General features: G+C 43.0%; 21 protein-coding genes. 20 read left to right on the top strand and 1 reads right to left on the bottom strand.

All coding sequences use genetic code 11. From position 1 onward, the window contains the following. Positions 1-93 precede the first annotated feature (93 nt). The 5 genes from trhO (at position 94) to AB1L08_RS00180 (ending at position 3,720) form a co-directional block, all read left to right on the top strand. Complete coding sequence (trhO, locus tag AB1L08_RS00200; protein WP_413062648.1) at positions 94-1,059, top strand: oxygen-dependent tRNA uridine(34) hydroxylase TrhO; 966 nt, start codon at positions 94-96, stop codon at positions 1,057-1,059. Positions 1,060-1,191: 132 nt separating this feature from the next. Beyond that, on the top strand, positions 1,192-2,262 hold the full coding sequence (locus tag AB1L08_RS00195) for an AI-2E family transporter (RefSeq protein ID WP_413062647.1): 1,071 nt from the start codon (positions 1,192-1,194) through the stop codon (positions 2,260-2,262). A gap of 108 nt (positions 2,263-2,370) precedes the next feature. Then, positions 2,371-2,574 carry a DUF1657 domain-containing protein gene (locus tag AB1L08_RS00190; RefSeq protein ID WP_413062646.1) on the top strand — a complete coding sequence of 68 codons (204 nt, stop codon included), beginning with the start codon at positions 2,371-2,373 and terminating at the stop codon, positions 2,572-2,574. A gap of 60 nt (positions 2,575-2,634) precedes the next feature. Beyond that, positions 2,635-2,841, top strand: a complete 207-nt coding sequence (locus AB1L08_RS00185) for a DUF1657 domain-containing protein (protein WP_413062645.1) — start codon at positions 2,635-2,637, stop codon at positions 2,839-2,841. A 15-nt stretch (positions 2,842-2,856) separates the two neighbouring features. Then, on the top strand, positions 2,857-3,720 hold the full coding sequence (locus AB1L08_RS00180) for a DUF421 domain-containing protein (RefSeq protein ID WP_413062644.1): 864 nt from the start codon (positions 2,857-2,859) through the stop codon (positions 3,718-3,720). 51 nt (positions 3,721-3,771) lie between these two features. Here the strand turns inward: AB1L08_RS00180 and AB1L08_RS00175 are convergent, their stop codons facing one another. Beyond that, a complete protein-coding gene (locus tag AB1L08_RS00175; RefSeq protein ID WP_413062643.1) occupies positions 3,772-5,391 on the bottom strand; it encodes an ABC-F family ATP-binding cassette domain-containing protein in 1,620 nt (539 codons plus the stop codon). Positions 5,392-5,575: 184 nt separating this feature from the next. On the opposite strand from AB1L08_RS00175, the gene AB1L08_RS00170 reads away from it, so the two are divergent. The 15 genes from AB1L08_RS00170 (at position 5,576) to AB1L08_RS00100 (ending at position 19,732) form a co-directional block, all read left to right on the top strand. Next, on the top strand, positions 5,576-6,274 hold the full coding sequence (locus AB1L08_RS00170; protein WP_413062642.1) for a response regulator transcription factor: 699 nt from the start codon (positions 5,576-5,578) through the stop codon (positions 6,272-6,274). After that, the gene (locus tag AB1L08_RS00165; protein ID WP_413062641.1) at positions 6,271-7,629 is read left to right on the top strand and encodes a sensor histidine kinase; all 1,359 of its coding nucleotides are present in this window, start codon (positions 6,271-6,273) and stop codon (positions 7,627-7,629) included. Before AB1L08_RS00170 ends, AB1L08_RS00165 begins: the two co-directional genes overlap by 4 nt. A gap of 50 nt (positions 7,630-7,679) precedes the next feature. Next, the gene (locus AB1L08_RS00160; RefSeq protein WP_413062640.1) at positions 7,680-8,357 is read left to right on the top strand and encodes a PepSY domain-containing protein; all 678 of its coding nucleotides are present in this window, start codon (positions 7,680-7,682) and stop codon (positions 8,355-8,357) included. A gap of 105 nt (positions 8,358-8,462) precedes the next feature. Next, positions 8,463-8,993 carry a PepSY domain-containing protein gene (locus AB1L08_RS00155; protein WP_413062639.1) on the top strand — a complete coding sequence of 177 codons (531 nt, stop codon included), beginning with the start codon at positions 8,463-8,465 and terminating at the stop codon, positions 8,991-8,993. 250 nt (positions 8,994-9,243) lie between these two features. Continuing rightward, entirely contained in the window at positions 9,244-9,456 is a 213-nt protein-coding gene (locus AB1L08_RS00150; protein ID WP_413062638.1) for a cold-shock protein, read from the top strand. 147 nt (positions 9,457-9,603) lie between these two features. Then, the gene (locus tag AB1L08_RS00145) at positions 9,604-11,157 is read left to right on the top strand and encodes an FAD-dependent oxidoreductase (protein WP_413062637.1); all 1,554 of its coding nucleotides are present in this window, start codon (positions 9,604-9,606) and stop codon (positions 11,155-11,157) included. A gap of 117 nt (positions 11,158-11,274) precedes the next feature. After that, positions 11,275-11,505, top strand: coding sequence for a hypothetical protein (locus tag AB1L08_RS00140; RefSeq protein ID WP_413062636.1), 231 nt, complete (start codon positions 11,275-11,277; stop codon positions 11,503-11,505). A 143-nt stretch (positions 11,506-11,648) separates the two neighbouring features. Then, the gene (locus tag AB1L08_RS00135) at positions 11,649-11,942 is read left to right on the top strand and encodes a DUF485 domain-containing protein (RefSeq protein ID WP_413062635.1); all 294 of its coding nucleotides are present in this window, start codon (positions 11,649-11,651) and stop codon (positions 11,940-11,942) included. Further along, entirely contained in the window at positions 11,939-13,489 is a 1,551-nt protein-coding gene (locus tag AB1L08_RS00130; RefSeq protein ID WP_413062634.1) for a solute symporter family protein, read from the top strand. The genes AB1L08_RS00135 and AB1L08_RS00130 overlap by 4 nt, the downstream gene beginning before the upstream one ends. Beyond that, positions 13,477-15,237, top strand: coding sequence for a LytS/YhcK type 5TM receptor domain-containing protein (locus tag AB1L08_RS00125; RefSeq protein WP_413062633.1), 1,761 nt, complete (start codon positions 13,477-13,479; stop codon positions 15,235-15,237). Before AB1L08_RS00130 ends, AB1L08_RS00125 begins: the two co-directional genes overlap by 13 nt. Beyond that, positions 15,237-15,977, top strand: a complete 741-nt coding sequence (locus AB1L08_RS00120; protein WP_413062632.1) for a LytR/AlgR family response regulator transcription factor — start codon at positions 15,237-15,239, stop codon at positions 15,975-15,977. Before AB1L08_RS00125 ends, AB1L08_RS00120 begins: the two co-directional genes overlap by 1 nt. Before the next feature lie 136 nt (positions 15,978-16,113). After that, a complete protein-coding gene (locus tag AB1L08_RS00115) occupies positions 16,114-16,422 on the top strand; it encodes a DUF485 domain-containing protein (RefSeq protein WP_413062631.1) in 309 nt (102 codons plus the stop codon). Between the two features lie 2 nt (positions 16,423-16,424). Beyond that, a complete protein-coding gene (locus AB1L08_RS00110; RefSeq protein ID WP_413062630.1) occupies positions 16,425-17,957 on the top strand; it encodes a solute symporter family protein in 1,533 nt (510 codons plus the stop codon). Between the two features lie 267 nt (positions 17,958-18,224). Then, positions 18,225-19,163 (top strand): homoserine O-acetyltransferase MetA, encoded by a 939-nt coding sequence (metA, locus tag AB1L08_RS00105; protein ID WP_413062629.1) that lies wholly within the window; start codon positions 18,225-18,227, stop codon positions 19,161-19,163. A 140-nt stretch (positions 19,164-19,303) separates the two neighbouring features. Then, positions 19,304-19,732 (top strand): cell wall hydrolase, encoded by a 429-nt coding sequence (locus tag AB1L08_RS00100; protein ID WP_413062628.1) that lies wholly within the window; start codon positions 19,304-19,306, stop codon positions 19,730-19,732. Positions 19,733-19,798: the final 66 nt, after the last annotated feature.

Raw genomic sequence — 19,798 nt, 5'->3', positions numbered from 1 at the left:
GAGTAAGTGTATATCTCGGTGCCTTCAGGCACTTGGAAAAACGCCTAAACACATTTATATCTTGCAAATATAAATCGATAGGTGGTATTTGACATGTCCAAAGAATACAGAGTGTTGCTTTATTATCAGTACGTGACGATTGAAAAACCTGAAGAATTTGCCGAACAGCATTTGAAGTTTTGCAAAGAATTGGGGCTGAAAGGCCGCATCCTTGTGGCAAAAGAAGGGATTAATGGAACGGTTTCCGGAACTGTCGGGCAAACAGACAAATACATGGCAACGATGAAACAAGATCCGCGATTTGAAGATATGGCATTCAAAATAGATGAAGCAGACGGGCATGCATTCAAAAAAATGCATGTCCGCCCGCGGAAGGAACTGGTGACGCTGCGGCTTAAAGATGACGTGGATCCCCGTAAAGTAACGGGCGAATATCTCAGCCCGAAAGAATTTTACAAAGCGATGCAGGATGAGAATACCGTTGTGCTTGATGCACGCAATGATTATGAATATGATCTTGGTCATTTCCGGGGCGCAATCCGTCCGGACATCAAAACGTTCAGGGAACTTCCTGACTGGGTGGAAAAACATCGCGATATGCTTGAAGGCAAGAAAATTTTAACGTATTGTACAGGCGGCATACGCTGCGAAAAATTTTCCGGCTGGTTGCTGAAACAAGGGTTTGATGACGTAGCGCAGCTTCATGGCGGGATTGTCACATATGGGAAGGATCCCGAGGTGCAAGGGGAGTTATGGGACGGCAAATGCTATGTGTTTGACGAACGGATTTCGGTTCCTGTCAACCGCAAAGAACATGTCATAGTGGGGCGTGACTATTTTGACGGCGAGCCTTGCGAAAGATATGTGAACTGTGCCAACCCGGAATGCAACAGGCAATTCCTTTGCTCGGAAGAAAATGAGCATAAATATATGAGAAGCTGTTCAGATGAATGCCGCGTCCATCCAAGAAATCTTTATGTAAAAGAACATCAACTGACTGAAGAAGAAGTTCAGGAAAGACTGCAAAAGCTGGAAGAGGAAAAAGCAATGTCTGTTTAATCCATTAAACCCGCCATCTTTTCCCGATGGCGGGTTTTCTAATAGAAGATCATCAAGTACAATATTTGGTATATACATATATATTTATGCGATAATGGGGATATTCGCGGACAGATAAGGAGAGGGAAACAAATGGTACAAGAAAAGTGGTTTAAAGCATTAACAGCCATTATTATGGTTTTCATCATTATTTATCTTGGAACAAAAATCAATTTTATATTCACTCCTCTTGTCATCATATTTCAATCGTTGTTTGCACCAATTGTACTGAGCGGAATTCTTTATTATTTGTTAAGGCCGGTTGTCAATCTCCTCTCCAAAAAAATGCCGCGGACCCTGGCGATCGTCATCGTATTTTTGGGGATTGCAGGCATCATGACAGGGGCAGTGTTTGTCATTGGTCCGGAATTGCAAAGACAATTTAATCTTTTAATTGAAAATATACCTGCTTACTCCGGCCATGTTCAGCAATGGTTTCATACCATGACGCAAAGCGATTGGTTTTTGCGGTTCCAGGATAATGAATATTTCTCCATTGAAAAGATAACCGATTATTTTGAACAAAACGCCAAAGGCATGCTACAAGACGCAGGATCAAAAATTGCAGGTGCTGTCGGTTTCGTTGCCAATGCAGTCATGCTTCTTGTACTCATTCCGTTTGTTTTATTTTTTATGTTGAAAGACGGAAAGCAAGCACCCACTTTCCTATTGAAAATATTGCCCAAAAAACACCATGAAGAAGCAGAAGACATTATAAAAGACATGGATAGCGCATTAAGCGCTTATATCCAAGGACAATTGATTGTCAGCTTCTGTGTGGGTGTGACAGCCTATATCGGTTATTTGATTATCAGATTGGACTATTCGCTTGTATTGGGGTTTGTGGCAATGGTAACAAACGTCATTCCGTTTGTCGGCCCGTGGATCGGAGCTTTTCCCGCTGTTGTAGTGGGGCTTTTGGAATCCCCTTTTAAGGCTCTTTTGGTCATTATTGTAATCGTCGTCGTCCAGCAAATTGACAGCAACATAACTTCTCCTCTCGTCATGGGGAAAAAGCTGAATATCCATCCGTTAACGATCATTTTTGTCCTTTTGATTGCCGGAAAATTTGGCGGTTTGATCGGACTGATTTTTGCTGTTCCAGTCTATGCCTTGTTAAAAGTAATCGTCAGCCATATGTATCGTTACATGAAACTCGATTAAATCCGCCGCAAGGCGGTTTTTTTTATTGTCATTTTTTTCTTTTATAAATACGGGCTGATTATCGCAAAATAGAAACGTTCATGAATACATTCTTAAGGGGGATCAACAATGACAGTAATCACAAACTTGAAGACAACACTGGCCGGTTTGAAAAGCGCACAGGCAAGCCTTGAAGGCTTTGCTTTACAAACAGATAATCAACAGGCAAAACAACTATACAAAACGGCTGCTCAACAAACCCAGTCTGTTATTGACCAATTGGAGCCAAGGATTCAAGACGTGATTCAAGAAGAACCGCAATATGGTGAGTAAATAGTAAAACGGGACAGAGTGGCCAACCATTCTGTTCCTTCCCACAAGAGGTGAAAGAAATTGACAGTCATATCTGACGTAAAAACGACACTTGCCACGCTGGAAGGAATCCAGGCTTCATTCAGCAAACAGGCGCTAACATCTTCCGATTCCGAAGCCAAAAAGATTTTCCATGAATGTATGCTGGAAACAGAGCCGATCATTCGTGATTTGCGATTAAGGATTGAATTTTTGAAGGCTGAAGAACTGCAATATAGAAAATCGTGAACAGGAGGAACGTTATTGGAAATCCCGGAATGGCTGAACATTATTTTGCGCTCAGTATTTTTAGTCATTTTTTTATTTTTACTGACAAAATGGCTTGGAAAAAAGCAGTTGTCCCAACTGTCCTTCTTCGAATACGTTGCGGGAATTACGATGGGCAGCATCGCTGCCGAGTTGTCAACCGGCTTGGAGCAAAACATGCTCCCTGGCATATACAGTTTGCTTGTTTGGACCGGAATCCCGTTTCTTGCGGGACTATTGGCGCTAAAAAGCAAGCGGATAAGAAATTTTATTGAAGGCCAGGAAATTGTAGTCATCAAGAATGGGAAAATTCAGGAAGATAACTTGGCAAAAGAAAAATATACGGTGGAAGAATTACTTCACCTTCTCCGAAAGAAAAACGCTTTTAATATCGCTGACGTTGAATTTGCGGTCCTTGAAGCAAATGGCGATTTAAATGTAATGCTAAAAAAAGAAAAGCAGCCTGTTACTCCCAAAGATTTGCAAATGAATGTTGCACCGGAGAAGGTTCCCGAAACCGTTATCCTCGAGGGAAAAATCATGGATTCAGGTTTGACGGCCAGCGGATTGACAAGGGAATGGCTGGATGTTGAGCTGAAAAAACTAAATGTGGCACTTGATAATGTTTATATTGGACAAGTAGACCCGTTCGGACAATTGGTTGTCGATATTTATGACGATAAGATTCAAATTCCCCAGCCTCAGGACAGACCGATGTTATTAAGCGCATTGAAGAAGTGCTGCGCCGACTTGGAGAAATTTGCTTTAGCAACCGATGATGAAAAGGCCAGGAAAATGTATGATCAAAATGCTAAGAAACTGAAAGAAATGATCCGCAAGTCGGAACATTTACTTCAATAGAAAAAAGGTCACCTGATAGAAGGGACCTTTTTTCATCTTTATTGCCGCCAATTAAGAATACATGGCTTCCACTTGTTTCTGTAACGGTTCGTTTTCCAAATATTCGTTATATGTCATCTGCTTGTCGATGATTCCCTTTGGTGTCAATTCAATCATTCGGTTTGCAATCGTTTCAATAAATTGATGGTCATGTGATGTAAAAAGGATGGATCCTTTAAAATGGATTAATCCATTATTCAATGCTGTTATGGATTCCAGATCCAAATGGTTGGTCGGTTCATCCAATAACAGGACGTTAGCTCCGCTAAGCATCATTTTTGAAAGCATGCAGCGCACCTTTTCGCCTCCGGAGAGGACAGAAGCTTGCTTCAAAACTTCCTCCCCGGAAAAAAGCATCCTGCCCAGAAATCCTCTTAAATAGCTTTCGGTTTCGTCTTGGGGGGAAAATTGTCTCAACCAGTCTACGAGATTTAATTCCACTCCGTCAAAGAAATCGTTATGGTCTTTCGGGAAATAGGCCTGTGAAGTGGTCACTCCCCATTTAAATGACCCTTCATCCGGTTCGGTTTCTCCCGCGAGAATGGCAAGCAATGCCGTTTTGGCCATCTCATTTTTCCCGATCAAGGCAATTTTATCGCCTTTATTCATTGTAAAACTGATATTGTCCAGTACATTTACGCCGTCAATCTTTTTGGAAAGGTTGTCAACAGTCAGCAAATCATTGCCGATTTCCCTGTTTGGCGTAAATGAAATATACGGATAACGCCTGGACGATGGTTTAATATCATCCAAAGTGATTTTTTCAAGCAGTTTTTTTCTTGATGTGGCTTGTTTGGATTTGGATGCGTTGGCACTGAAACGGGCGATAAATGCCTGCAATTCTTTGATTTTTTCTTCTTTCTTTTTGTTTGCTTCCTGTGCCATCCGCTGCGCCAACTGGCTTGATTCATACCAAAAATCATAATTTCCGACATAAATTTGCATGTTGCTGTAGTCAAGATCGGCAATATGGGTGCAAATTTTATTTAAGAAGTGCCGGTCATGCGAAACAACAATCAGTGTATTTTCAAAATGGATGAGGAATTCTTCCAGCCATTGAATGGCCTTGATATCGAGATGGTTGGTCGGTTCATCCAGCAGCAAAATATCCGGTTTGCCAAATAAAGCCTGGGCCAGCAATACTTTTACCTTATCGGCCCCTGATAATTCAGCCATTTTTTTGGAATGCCGTTCCTCGTTCATTCCCAGGCCTTTTAACAAAATGGCTGCTTCAGATTCCGCTTCCCATCCATTCAGCTCTGCAAATTCGCCTTCCAGCTCAGCCGCTCGCATCCCGTCCGCTTCGGAGAAGTCTGCTTTCATATATAAAGCATCTTTTTCCTGCATAATTTCGTACAGGCGTGCATGGCCCATGATGACCACTTGAATGGCCTCCACTTCCTCATATTGGAAGTGGTTCTGTTTCAACACTGCGATCCGTTCATTGGGAGCGATGGTGACAACTCCTGTCTGCGGTTCAATCTCACCGGACAATATTTTAAGAAAAGTAGACTTTCCCGCTCCGTTTGCCCCGATCAAACCGTAGCAGTTTCCAGGTGTAAACTTTACATTTACATTCTCAAACAGCTTACGGTCTCCAAAACGGAGACCTACATTACTTACCGTAATCAATTGTAATCAAATCCTTCGCTTGAAATTCCTACCCATTATAACACTTATAGAGGACGAAATATATGTGTAACATCCTCCTCTTGAAGAGATCTCCCATCACCGCATTTTGTTTTTTGATCCTCTTTATTTATAATAAATTTAACTTTTAAGCGAGACAGTAAATAAATCAAAAAGAGGGTTGAATATGGGAAAGCCTGCAATACTTATTGTCGAAGATGAAGAGAAGATAGCCCGGGTGCTAGAGCTGGAATTGTCTTTTGAAGGCTATGTTGTAGGAAAAGCGTTTAATGGTCACGACGGTTTAATGTTGTTTCGTGAACAAACATGGAATTTGGTCATTCTCGATATTATGCTTCCTGAAATGAGCGGAGTCGAGATATTGAGGCGAATCCGAAGCAGCGACAAGCAAACGCCTGTCATATTGCTTACTGCAAAAAGTTCTGTAGAAGATAAAGTATCCGGGCTGGATTTGGGCGCAAACGATTACGTCACAAAGCCGTTTCAAATGGAAGAGCTGCTTGCCAGAGTGCGTGCTGCCTTGAGGTCAGGCAAACAGCTATCAAATGATGCTGTCAGTGAAGGATGGATACAAGTTGGAGACTTGCGGTTAAACGAATTATCCAGAGAAGTAAAAAGAGGTGAAGAAACGATTCATTTGACACAAAGGGAATTCGATCTGCTCACCTTTTTGATGAAACATCCCCGTCAAGTGTTAAACAGGGAACAGCTGTTAAACGGGGTTTGGGGTTATGATTATTTGGGGGATACAAATATCGTTGACGTGTATATTCGCTATTTAAGAAATAAAGTGGATAAAAAACATCATCAGCCGCTCATCCATACGGTTCGGGGAGTCGGCTATGTATTAAAGGATTCCCAATGAAACTGCATAGTAAAATCAATTTATTTTCTGCTGTCATGTTTCTTGTTTTATTGCTGCTTATCAATGGTGCGATTTATTTTACCTTCAGCCGAATGTTGTATAGCAGTGAATTGGAAAGAATTGCAGGAGAGGCGAAGCAAACGGTCAAAGGGATCAACAGGGTGGAAGGATCCATTCCGGCTGATGATTTGCTAAGGGCTTATTTGCCGGTAAATGGCATGCTCCAAATCATTAAATCGGATGGAGCGCGGATTGCCTCTGTTGCGACGGCCGAACAGACTAAGCTCAGAAACAAAACCGTAAAGTATACGAATCATGAACAAAAGAAAATCACGGAATTTAACGGCAGCCCGTATGCATTTGTTTCCATTCCGATGATTTGGCGTGACGGGGAGGTCGTAGAGCTGCAATTGGCCGAGAGCATGGAAGTTGTTGAACACAACTTAAAAACTTTGCAGGCTGTCTTAATTGCTGTCATGATAATGGCATTCATTCCGGTCTTTTTATCGGCCCGCCTTTTAAGTAATTTTATCACTGCCCCCATTGCCTCCCTTATTCGGACCATGAGGGAGATTCAAGCAAGTGGCCGCTACAAAAAAATCGAACTCCCGAAAAAGTCGAAAGACGAGCTTTATCAAATGGGGGAAACATTCAATTATATGATGGCCCAACTGGAGGTTAATTACAAAAAACAGGAGGAGTTTGTAGAAAATGCCTCCCATGAATTAAAAACACCGCTGACTGTTATAGAAGCATATGCCGATCTTTTGCTCAGGAGGGGCAAGAATACGCCTGAAATTTTTGAGGAATCGGTGGAGGCCATTCATTCGGAAGCCCATAGAATGAAAAATTTGATCGAACAGCTCCTTTTGCTGGCCAAACACGAAGAACAATGGAATGTCGAGATGGAAGACATCGCTTTAAAACCTTTCGCTGAAGAATCAATCAAGTCATTTCAAGAAGGCTTTAAACGGGAAATAGAACTGTTTGTTGAATCGGATGCAACTGTAACAACCGACCCGCAAAAACTAAAACAGTTATTATATATATTTTTGGACAATGCGCAAAAATACAGTGACAAAAAAATCCAAGTTAACGTTAAAGTTCACCGCAATCAGGCGGTCATAGAAGTGATTGACTACGGTATTGGAATTCCCAAAGAGGAACTGTCCAAAGTATTCGATCGGTTTTATCGTGTCGAGCAGTCGAGGGCGCGCAAAACAGGCGGGTTTGGTTTGGGGCTCCCGCTTGCAAAGGAACTGGCTGAAGCAATCCACGCCGTAGTTAAGCTGGATAGCGAGGAAGGAAAGGGAACAACGGCACAAATTTGGCTGGGTGTGTCCGCTTCTCATTAAATTCTCATCATGAACTTGTATAATATATAAAAATGTATGGGGAGGTTCAAATGAAAAAGGTTAAAATGAGAGTATTCCCCATTGTCATTATGGCCGGAATCTTCCTCGGCTCGCTATTATGGCTGTTACTGGATAGGATAAAGCCTGCCGATTCTTTGGCTGTAACAGAAGCTAGAGAAATTGTCCAGGAAATGTATGGCGGAGAAGTTACCGAAGTCAGCGAATCAAAAGAATCATACCTTTTTACCGTTAAAACAGCATCAGGGCTTTATGATATCGGTGTTCAGCGGAAAAATGGGGAAATTTTACAAGTTCATTTGAAAAATCCGGAACGAAACGAACAAATCCTGTCTGAAGACGAAATAAAAAAAATGGTACACGATCAATACGGGGAAGAAATCACCCGGTTAGAAAAAAGACGTGAAGGGAAGCGTTACTTTTACTATGTTGTCCTGAATGATGGCCAGTTTGATCATGCGATAAAGGTGGACGCCCAAACCGGAAGCATCGCAGAGTCAGATCAAAAAATAGGCAACGGAATAACTGAAAAGGAAGCGGCCAGCATTACTTTGAAACAAGTAAAGGGCAAGGTGGATGATATAGATATGAAGGAGTCGGATGGTTTGAAGTATTTTTTAGTAGAGGTAGAGAGTGATCAGGATCAAGAAGCAACTGTTCAAATCCATGCCATTACAGGGAAAATTATATCCATCAGCTGGGATGATTAAAATGTTGTAACCATTTCTCATCGTTTTCTCATTTTAATATCAGCAGATCCTCATCTTTGGATCTTACGATAGGATCAGAGTAAAAAAAGGAGGAGGACTCAGACAATGAGAAAACGAAAAATGTTATTTGCAGGCATTGCCGGATTGGTGTTGTTGGGAGGTGCAATGGGAGTTGGAGCCAAGTCCAATAGCGGGGCCAAACATCCCGGCAATACAGGAAATGTCATTTCCACGGATGAAGCAACAACGATTGCACTAAATGAATCAGGTGGAGAGCTGAAAGACATTAAGCTGGAAAAAGAAGATGGCCGCCTCATCTATGATATTGAATTACTCAATGATGAGAAAGACCGTAACGTTGAAATCGAAATGGATGCAAAAACGGGCAACATTATCAAAATCGATCAAGATGACGATGACGATGAACCCGGCGTATCTGCAACAAACAAAGAAGCCAAAATCTCGCTGGAAGAAGCAAATGCTGCCGCTGTTACAGACACACCCGGAACAGTAGAGGATGTAGAGCTTGATGCTGGAGATGGTTATTATAAGATCGAAGTCGATACAGGCAAAAATGAAGTTGTTATGAAAGTGGATTCAGAAACGGGCAAGATCATTACAAAAGAGACTGACTGATTGTGATTCAATGGCTTTGACATATGAATGCATTACGACGTTTCATCATGAAAATCTCAAGAATAACGAACTCTTAGCGGGTTCGTTTTTTTAATGAAAAAGATTGAATAAAAGATGTTGAATCGGATAAAGCACATCGGAAAAAATTGCCGAACTGCGCAATTTTCAGGTTTTCGGGATATGTCGAGAATCCCCGAAGGAATCCATTTCCCCCTACATTTTTTTCTGGCGCAAATAGGGTATAATAGAAGTGACGAATAAGAAAGGGGATCTAGCGATCATGGCTTATAGAAGAGGGCCTCAGGAGCCGGTACCTGAAGAGGAAACGATTGTTTGGTCGTGTACGAATGAACAATGTTCTTGTTGGATGAGGGATGCCTTTTCTTCAGAAAATAAAACGATTTGCCCGATATGCAAATCGGAAATGGAGCAGGAAACGAGAGTTTTGCCAGTCATTACGTAATTTTTTAGACAATCCGTCCCGCAACTGGGGCGGATTTTTTATGATGATTCATTGAAAAAAAGAACGGCAAATTTGCTTTCAACATACATTTTTTGAGCAAAATGGGGAAACTCTTTAAGGAGAGTGTTGGAAGGAGGAGACTTGATCATGCATCAAGGCACTAGCGGCTTGAACATGCCGAAAGACCCAAAGTCATATTGGATTGATTCAACGAATATTCCTTCATATCCCCCGCTTGAACAGGATATGGAAGTGGAAGTGGCGGTTATTGGCGGGGGAATTACCGGAATTACGACTGCACATTTACTGGCAAAAGAAGGTTTCCAAGTGGCGTTGTTTGAATCTACCCGTCTGATGAATGGTACAACCGGGCACACAACTGCCAAAGTGACTGCCCAGCATGAACTGATTTATGATGAATTAATCAGCCACTTTGGTGAAGATGGGGCAAAACTGTATTACGAGGCCAATATGGAGGCCGCACATTTTATAGAAGATTATATTCAACAGCATCAAATTGACTGTGATTACAGGAAAGAGGACGCATACGTTTTTGCAACAAAAGAGGTAGACCGCCAAAAACTGGAAAAAGAAGCAAAAGCTTATGAGAAACTGGGAATTGAAGGCGGTTTTGTCGATGACATTCCCCTTCACGTTCAGACTGTTGGGGCAATTGTCATGAAAAACCAGGCACAATTCCACCCGCTTCAATATTTGGTCCATCTTGTTCGAAGCATGGAAGAAAAAGGTGTGCAAATTTTTGAAAATACAGTTGCGATGGGAATGGAACAAGGTGATCCTCTGATCATCCGGATGAGAAACAATACGAAGGTGAAAGCCAAATACGTTGTTTCTGCTTCGCACTTTCCATTTCACGATGGAAAAGGGTATTTCGCACGGCTTTTTCCAAACCGCTCTTATGTATTGGCTGTACGTCCCGGGGTGCCGTTTCCCGGGGGCATGTACATTACGGCGGGAAAGCCGGCGCGTTCCTTTCGGAGTGTAAACATTAACGGGGAAGAAATGCTGATGGTGATCGGCGACAATCACAAAACGGGCCAGGGAATTCCCGAAAAAGACCATTATGAAGCATTGGAACAAGAAGCCATCAATACATTTCAGGCCAAAGAAATACTGTACAAATGGTCTGCACAAGATTTAATCACACCGGACAAAGTCCCGTATATCGGGAGAATATCCCAAACCCAGCCCAACATGTTCCTCGCAACCGGGTTTCGCAAATGGGGAATGGCCCATGGCACACTTTCCGGCTTCATCATCAGGGATTTAATGATGGAAAGAGAAAATAAGTATGAAAATCTGTACACCCCATCCAGATTCAAAGCCGATCCCAGCCTGAAAAAAATCATCAAGGAAAACGTCAATGTTGCCGGTCAGTTGATTGGCGGCAAACTGGAACTTCCGGATAAAGAAATCAAGGATATTCAAAATGGCGAAGGTGCTGCTGTTTCGATCAAAGGAAAAAGAGCCGGAGCCTATAAAACACCGGAAGGAAAGCTATACGTTGTCGATACAACGTGTACTCATATGGGATGTGAGGTCAATTGGAACAGCGGAGAAACGACATGGGATTGCCCATGCCACGGTTCGCGATTTTCTTATGACGGACAAGTGATTGAAGGACCTGCAGATGAACCGTTGGCCATGATTGATCATGAAAATATTGATTACACTTCCTAGCAGCATTGGATAATTCATCCATGACTTTAACAGGATAACGATCGGGAATCCATGAAACAATAAAAGTGTTCAAGGCGAAAACTTTGAATGACCATATCCCGGAGGAGCTGGATATCCATGAGAAAAATGTGGGCTTCATTTTTGGCCACATTGGGAATCGGTGCGGCGATCTATGGCATAAGCAAATATCGGAATGGGAAATACTTGCGCCGTATTCAGGATTTGATGAAAGACGCAAGCCCCCAAATATTTAATAATCGAAATGCATTTGTTGAAATATCAGAAGAGCTGATGCCAAAGAAAGTGGCTATCCGGCAAAGAAAAGAAAGGTTGAATAACCCGGGCTAAAGTAAAAAGCACCCTGTTCATTGGACAGGGTGCTTTTTTGTGGATACAAAAAAGAATTGATCATAATTGCTGCAATTATGATCAATTCTTTATATTACTGCCCACTTTTTTGGTAAACTATAATCAAACAAAAAAAGAGTCTGGTGGTGCAGGCTTTGAAAGAGGAGAAAATCTTTCGGGATCTGATAAAGAAAAAAACCCGTTTTATTTTAGCAATTACATTATTTTTCATGTTTTTTTATTTCAGTTTGCCGTTGTTCATTTGGATGTTCCCGCAATTCATCGCAGATGGCGACGAAATTTCATCTCTTCCTTGGTGGTGGATTTTTGCTTTTTTGCAATTTTTGATGACATGGCTGCTTGGATGGTTTTATTGGAAAAGATCGAAAAGATACGATGAAATGATTGAACTGCTGAAACAGGGGAATGGGCAATGAACTTTACTTACTTTTTCTTTTTTCTTTGTATTATTGTATGTACGCTGATCATTACCCATTGGGCAGCAATGCGCGATAAATCAACGTCTCAATTTTATACGGCATCCGGCCATTTGACGGGGGTGCAAAATGGACTGGCAATTGCGGGAGATTACATAAGTGCCGCCTCATTTCTCGGCATCACGGGAACAATTGCCCTTCATGGCTATGACGGCTTTTTATATTCCATCGGATTTCTTGCATCTTATTTGTTTGTTTTATTGATCATTGCCGAGCCTGTTAAAAACCTGGGGAAATATTCGCTGGGAGATGTCATCTGCAGCCGCTTTCCAAGTGATAAAATCAGGCTGATGATGGCGGGAGGCACGTTTTTCGTTTCTTTATTTTATATGATACCGCAACTCGTTGCATCCGGGCTGTTGATTCGCTTGCTCCTTGGCATCGATTATTCGATATCGGTATTAATTATCGGAAGTTTAATGACTGTATATGTCGTTCTCGGCGGAATGGTGGCGACTTCATGGGTGCAAATTATCAAAACGATCCTGCTCATGTCAGGAACATTTCTTGTCTCATTGCTCGTGCTGGCACGTTTTGACTGGCAAGTAGATGAATTGATCCGACAAGTAAAATTGGGAACCCCGCTCGGAAACAGGTTTTTTGTGCCCGGAAATTTATTCAATGACTTTCTGGAAATGTTTTCATTGCAAATGGCGCTCATATTGGGCACGGCGGGTTTGCCACATATTTTGATCCGGTTTTTCACAGTAAAAAATACCGTGGAAGTAAGAAGATCTGTTTTAACAGCGACATGGATCATCGGTTGTTTTTATGTCATGACGCTTATATTGGGGCTCGGCACAGTGGCTTTGATCAATTGGGAACAGCTTGTTGCTTCGGACCCGACCGGGAACCTCGCTGCGCCGTTGCTTGCCAAAGAGCTGGGAGGAGACTTTTTGCTTGCTTTTATTTCTGCTTTGGCATTTACAACGATCGTGGCCGTTGTGACCGGCCTCGTTATTTCTGCAACAATCGCCCTGTCACATGATGTATATCATCATATCATTAAAAAAGGCAATGCAACGGAAAAACAGCAGCTCAGAATGGCAAAAGTGACAGCAGTAGGTATTGGCCTGGCAGCAACCGTTTTTTCCCTTGGCCTGGAAAACATCAACGTCACTTTCCTGGTATCCCTGACCTTTGTCATTGCCGCATCCAGCATATTGCCTGTCATTTTATTTACACTGTACTGGAAGCGCTTTAATGAAACGGGCGCGTTGGCCGGCATGCTTTGCGGGTTAATGACATCCATTATTCTTGTGGCCTTTGGGCCGCATATTATGAATGTCGAAAGCGGATGGATCGGAAGGGAAGCCTTGATACCGCTGGAAAACCCGGGAATTATTGCCATTCCCGCCGGATTTATCGGGGCGGTTGCAGGGACATTTTTATCACGGAAAAAGAAAGACGCACGCCAATTTTCCAGAACTTTCGTGCGCGCTCAGACCGGAATTGATACAAGGGGGCGTGGCTGGTGGGATTCTTGACGATGGTATTGGTACAGCGGCTCGGACTTTTATTAATATCCGCTTTTTTAGTTTCACGGATACCTGGTTTTAGATCCTTGCTGGACCGGGAAATGGATGCCAAAACAACCATATTGCATGCGGTTATTTACGGGTTGTTCGGTATTGTGGGTACTATATCGGGCGTCGTTTTTGAGGATGGAGAAATTGTCTCGAATTTTATCTTTTCCCCTGTTCAAGATGATCAATTGCTTGTCAGCTCAAGTCTCGTTCCCATTGTCATTGCCGGACTTTTGGGAGGGCCGATCGTTGGCATGGGGGCAGGATGGATTGCCGGCATTCATCTGTTTTACCTCGGCGGGATGGGGCATTTGGCAAGCTGTTTCGTCAATATTCTTACCGGGCTTCTGGTTGGAATGACCGCAAGGTTTTTTTCGCAGGAACGGGTCATTTCTCCATTGAAGGCGCTTTTTATCGGCATTTTTCCGCCTATTTTGCAAATGGGCGTTTTGCTCATATTTAACCCCCATTCCGATTTTATTTTAAATGTTGTCGATCAAGTGAGCTTGCCGCTTGTTTTTTCGAACAGTGTTGCCATTGCCATCTTTACGGCAATGATTGCTGCTGCCATCAATGAACAGGAGCGGGAGGCCGCATCGGAAACGAGACGGGCGCTCACCATAGCAGAAGATGCACTGCCATATTTAAAAAAAGAGGCACAAATCGAAATGGCCCAGGGGATTGCGGAATTGTTGTTTAAAAGATTGAAAGTGGCCGCGGTATCGGTGTCTAATTGTGAGAAGGTCTTGGCTTATGTCGGGCTTGGGGACGATCATCACAAGTATGGAGACCCGTTGGAGGGGGATATTGCCAAAGAAGTGATTCGAACGGGGTCAGTGAAAGTTGCCTACACGAAAGAACACATCCATTGCCCGCAGCCCCACTGTCCGCTTCAGGCGGTCATTGTCCTGCCGATAAAAGAAGCAAACGAAACAACGCAATTAATCCATTTATATTTTAGAAAGTCACAGCATATCAGGGCTGTTGAAATTGTGTTGGCCGAAGGTCTCGGCAAGCTATTGTCCAACCAGCTGGCGGTGGCGCGGTCCGAACAATTGCAGATGCTCATCCGTGACGCGGAACTTCGAAATATGGAAGCCCAAATTAATCCTCATTTTCTCTTTAATACACTGCATTTGATAGCCACTCTTTTTCGGACAGATCCCGAAAAAGCAAGGCATTTAACGGTGCAGCTTGGAAGTTTTATGAGATTTAACCTGCGCCTCGCCGCCAATTCTCTTGTTGAGCTGAAAAAGGAATGTGAACATGTGCAATCATATATAGCCATTATTCAGGCACGCTTTTTGGACCGGGTTACAATCAGTTTTTCACCTTATGAAGGAAAAGGGGAGGCCCTGATTCCCCCATCCACCATCCAGCCTTTAGTGGAAAACAGCATTAATCACGGATTAAAAAACGTGGCCAAAGGAGGCATTATACGAATCGATATGAAAGAGATGCATGGGAAACTTCGAATTACCGTGTTTGACAATGGGATCGGGTTTTCGAAAACATTGCTTTCCCGTGCAGGACATGCCCCCATCGAGAGCGAAAGGGGAGGAGGCACCGGCCTTTATAATGTGAATCAGCGGTTACTGGGCATGCTTGGTGCAGATTCGGGGCTTCATATTCGGAATCATCCCAATGGCGGATGCGAAGTGTTTTTTGATATTCCGCTCATCTTTGCAGAAAGGAGGAATCTGGCATAATGATAAGAGTAATGGTTGCTGAGGATGAGCGACTCGCTAGGGAGGAGCTCATTTACATGTTGCAGCAGGAGCAGGGCCTTCTTTTATGTCCCAGCGCAGAAACAGGCGAACAGCTTTTGGAACTATATGAAAAATATAAACCGGATGTTATTTTTTTGGATATCCAAATGCCGAAAATGTCCGGGGTGGATGTGGCAAAAGAAATATTTAATAAGGAAAATAAACCCCCGCTATTCATTTTTACGACTGCTTACGATGATTATGCAGTTGACGCTTTTGAAGTGGAAGCAGTGGATTATTTGCTAAAGCCTTATGATCAGGAACGTTTGAAGCAAGCGATCGAGCGGGTCATGCGAAGGATGAAACAAGAAAAGGAACATAGTCCCCAAAATTCGAAAACGGCATCCAAGCTGCTGATTGATGATGGAGAGCGTGTAGTCGTCCTGCCTCCGGGAACCATTTGCTACGCAACGAGGGTAGACCGTGTCGTGGAAATTCATACGAAGGATGAGATGTTTCACGGCAAAATGACACTTCAGGAACTGGAAAACAGGCTGAAAGGTTATCCTTTTTACCGTCCCCACCGCAGTTATCTGGTTAACCTGGATTTTATCCAGGAAATTAAACCGTGGTTTAACGGCGCCTACAATTTAATTTTAAAGGATGGGAAAGAAACAAGGATACCCGTAAGCCGCCATGCCCAAAAAAAGTTGTTCCAACTGCTTGAACAGCCGATGTAACCGTTTGCAAACGGATTTATGCCATTCGCGCAAAATTTCAGACAAATGACGACCATAATGCCCCTGCACCTCCTTTTTTGTTTATAGTTATATTAATCATATTTTCACAAATTTTTTAATAAGGAGGTGCAATGTAATGGCGAGCTACAGCAAGATTGCCAGGACAGAAGAATTTGCCGAGTTGAAGCGGTCCAAGATGATTTTTATTTGGCCGGTCGTCATTTTGTTTTTCTGTTTGTATCTTTCTTTACCGCTGATGGCTGCGTATGCCAAGCCGTTAATGAGTAAATTCCTCTTCGGCAATATTACTTTCGGCTATTTATACGGGGTGTCCCTCTATTTTGTTGCCTGGATACTTGCTTTTGTTTATTTCTTTAAAGCAAAAGCCTTTGATAAAAAAGCTAAAACACTGGTTGATAAATACAGACATCAAAAGGGGGCATAAAAATGGGGGCGCATTTGTTCGGTATTTTTTTATTTATTGCAATCGTTGGAGCAACAATCGGCATTACTTTCTGGGCGGCAAAGAGAAATAAAAGCACGGCCGACTTTTATACGGCGGGCCGCTCATTGACCGGATGGCAAAATGGTTTGGCCATTTCCGGGGACTACTTGAGTGCCGCATCTTTCCTGGGGATCGCCGGTCTGGTCGCACTGAATGGGTATGACGGCTTTTTGTATGCTGTCGGCTGGATGGTTGGTTATGTCATCGTTTTATACTTGGTGGCAGAACCTCTGAGGAATTCGGGAAAATTTACTGTAGCGGATGTATTGGCCTCACGTCTTAAGGAAAGGCCGATCAGGATGATGACTGCAACGGTTACGTTGGTTGTTACGTTGTTTTATATGGTTGCACAAATGGTCGGTGCCGGTGGAATCATCCAGTTGCTTGTCGGAATACCATATGAAATTTCGGTTGTTTTGATCGGGGCACTAATGATTTTGTATGTCATGATTGGCGGCATGCTGGCAACGAGCTGGGTGCAGATCATTAAAGCCGTCTTGTTGATGTTTGCCACCCTCGTTCTCGTTTTATTTGTAGCCATCCTTTTTAAGTTTAATATTTCAGGCTTATTTGGGGATGTTGTTGCAAAGAATGGGGCAGAATTCTTATCTCCGGGACTACTGTATAAAAATCCGGTCGATCTGTTATCGCTTGGGATGGCGCTTATTTTGGGAACAGCGGGACTCCCGCATATACTAATCCGTTTTTATACGGTTCCTTCCGCGCAGGAAGCAAGAAAGTCCGTTATATGGGCAATGGTTTTAATCGGCATTTTCTATATCATGATTGCACTCGTCGGATTTTCCGCAGCGGTTCTTGTCGGGCCTGATGCCATCCGGGCAGCGGATCAGGGCGGAAACATGGCGGCACCGCTTTTGGCACAGTACATTGGCGGGGGCGAAGGTACGCTCGGCGGAGAGATCTTTATGTCGCTTATTTCAGCCGTTTCGTTTGCGACGATTGTTGCTGTTGTTGCAGGACTCGTTATCGCGGGTTCCGGAGCTTTTGCCCATGACATATACACGAACGTGATCAAACGCGGAAAGGTCGACAGCAAAAAGCAATTTATGGTTGCCAGAAATACAGCTCTTGCCATCGGAGCCATTTCCATCGTACTCGGGATTTTGGCCAAAGGAATGAATGTTGCCTATTTGGTTGTCCTGGCTTTTGCAGTCGGTGCAAGCGCCAATTTGCCGGTCATCATTTTCTCTCTCTATTGGAGAAGATTCAATACAGCCGGGGCTATTGCCGGAATGCTGGCCGGAATGTTGAGTGCCGTAACGCTTGTTTTCATCGGGCCAAGTGTAATGGGAGAGAACGCCATATTCCCGCTCGCCAATCCCGGCATCATCAGCATTCCGTTGGGCTTCTTGACATCCATCGTTGTTACACTCATCACGAAGCCGGAGCCGGCAGCCGAGAAATTTGATGAATTGGATGTAAAATCGAATACCGGCCTGGGGGCTGAAGTCTGACACTCCGAGATCAGTCAAAATCCCTGTTTCCAAGGAAAAATTTCTTTTGGAAACAGGGATTTTTTTGCAGTTTTCCAATGAGAAGCCGGTTATTTTCCATTGACATGATCCAACTGTCTTTCCCGAAAGAATGAAAGATTGTAAAAAACGGCATTCCTTTTATGGTAAGCCATTTTTTCATAAGTGTTTTATTCTTGGCCATTGCTGAAATGTTCATTCACCTTTATAATAGATTTTATTAGCTTTTCGAAGCAGGAGGGATTTTGATTGCCAATTAATATTCCGAAGGAAATGCCGGCCCGGGAAATTCTTGAAAAAGAAAAAATCTTTATCATGGATGAAGAAAGGGCAAGTACACAAGACATTCGTCCTCTTAATATACTCATTTTAAATTTGATGCCCGAAAAAGAAAAAACAGAAGTTCAATTGTTGAGGTTGCTGGGAAATACTCCGCTTCAGGTGAATATCATTTTTTTGCACATGGAAACCCACCAGTCTAAAAACGTAAGCAAATCACATTTGGAACAGTTTTATAAAACATTTTCCGATGTGAACAAATATTATTTCGATGGGATGATTATTACGGGGGCTCCGATCGAACATTTGCCATTTGAAAAAGTCAATTATTGGGAAGAATTAAAGGAAATCATGGAGTGGTCCAAAGAACACGTAACATCTGTAATGCATATTTGCTGGGGAGCGCAGGCCGCACTATATTATCATTACGGAATCGGAAAATTTGAATTGCCGGGCAAGTGTTCCGGCATTTATAAACATACGGTTTCCGATCAAAAAATAAAGCTTGTCAGAGGTTTTGATGATATATTCCTGGCGCCCCATTCGCGGTATACGAGTGTCAGCCGCAAAGAAATTGCTGACCACCCCGAACTGCTTTTGCTGTCGGATGGAGAAGCAGGGCCGTTCATGGTCTTATCAAAGGATGAAAAACACATCATGATTACCGGGCATCTTGAATATGATACCAATACGCTGGCAACAGAGTATGAGCGCGATATAAAAAAAGGATTGGACATTCACATCCCTGAAAATTATTTCCCAAATAACGATGCCAAAGAAGAGCCGGTCAACACGTGGAGATCACATAGCCATTTATTATTTTCAAACTGGTTAAATTATTATGTTTATCAGGAAACGCCTTACGAACAAGATCGAAAAGTCAAAATTGAATTTCCAACTTCTCTTTAATATTTCGGGGGATGCGTCCCTCGTTTTGTTTTTTTATGCTTTACTCCGCTTGCCATTTCATCTATGTTGTACATTCAACAAACCGGGCCAGTGCCAATATACTATTCATGTACCCGCAAAGTGAACTCGGAGGTGATGGCATGGCGGTCGTAAAGGCCAGGGAATCTGATATAGATTTGCTGGCAAGGCTTTTAAGAGCTGAAGCAGAAGGCGAAGGAATCCAAGGCATGCTGCATGTGGGAGCCGTCGGAATTAACAGAATCCGGTCAAATTGCTCTGATTTTGTTGGACTTAGAACCATTCCGCAAATGATCTACCAGCCACATGCATTTGAAGCCGTGATCCATGGCTATTTTTACCAAAGGGCAAGAGAAAGCGAAAGAAGATTGGCAAGAAGAGCTATTCGGGGAGAAAGGCAATGGCCGGCCAAATACAGCTTGTGGTATTTCCGGCCCACGGGGGATTGTCCTGCCCAATGGTATGGCCAGCCGCTTGTTGCCCGGTATAAATCCCATTGTTTTTACGAACCGACGGGTGAAGAATGCCCGAATATTTACACAACATATTAAAAGGTTATAAAACCCGCTGGCATGGCGGGTTTTTTAGAAACATACGACCAATTTTGCGTAAATACG

It is taken from the genome of Siminovitchia jepli, assembly GCF_047228825.1.
Classification (GTDB): Bacteria; Bacillota; Bacilli; order Bacillales; family Bacillaceae_C; genus Siminovitchia.
This window is presented reverse-complemented; position numbering and strand designations above follow the sequence as displayed.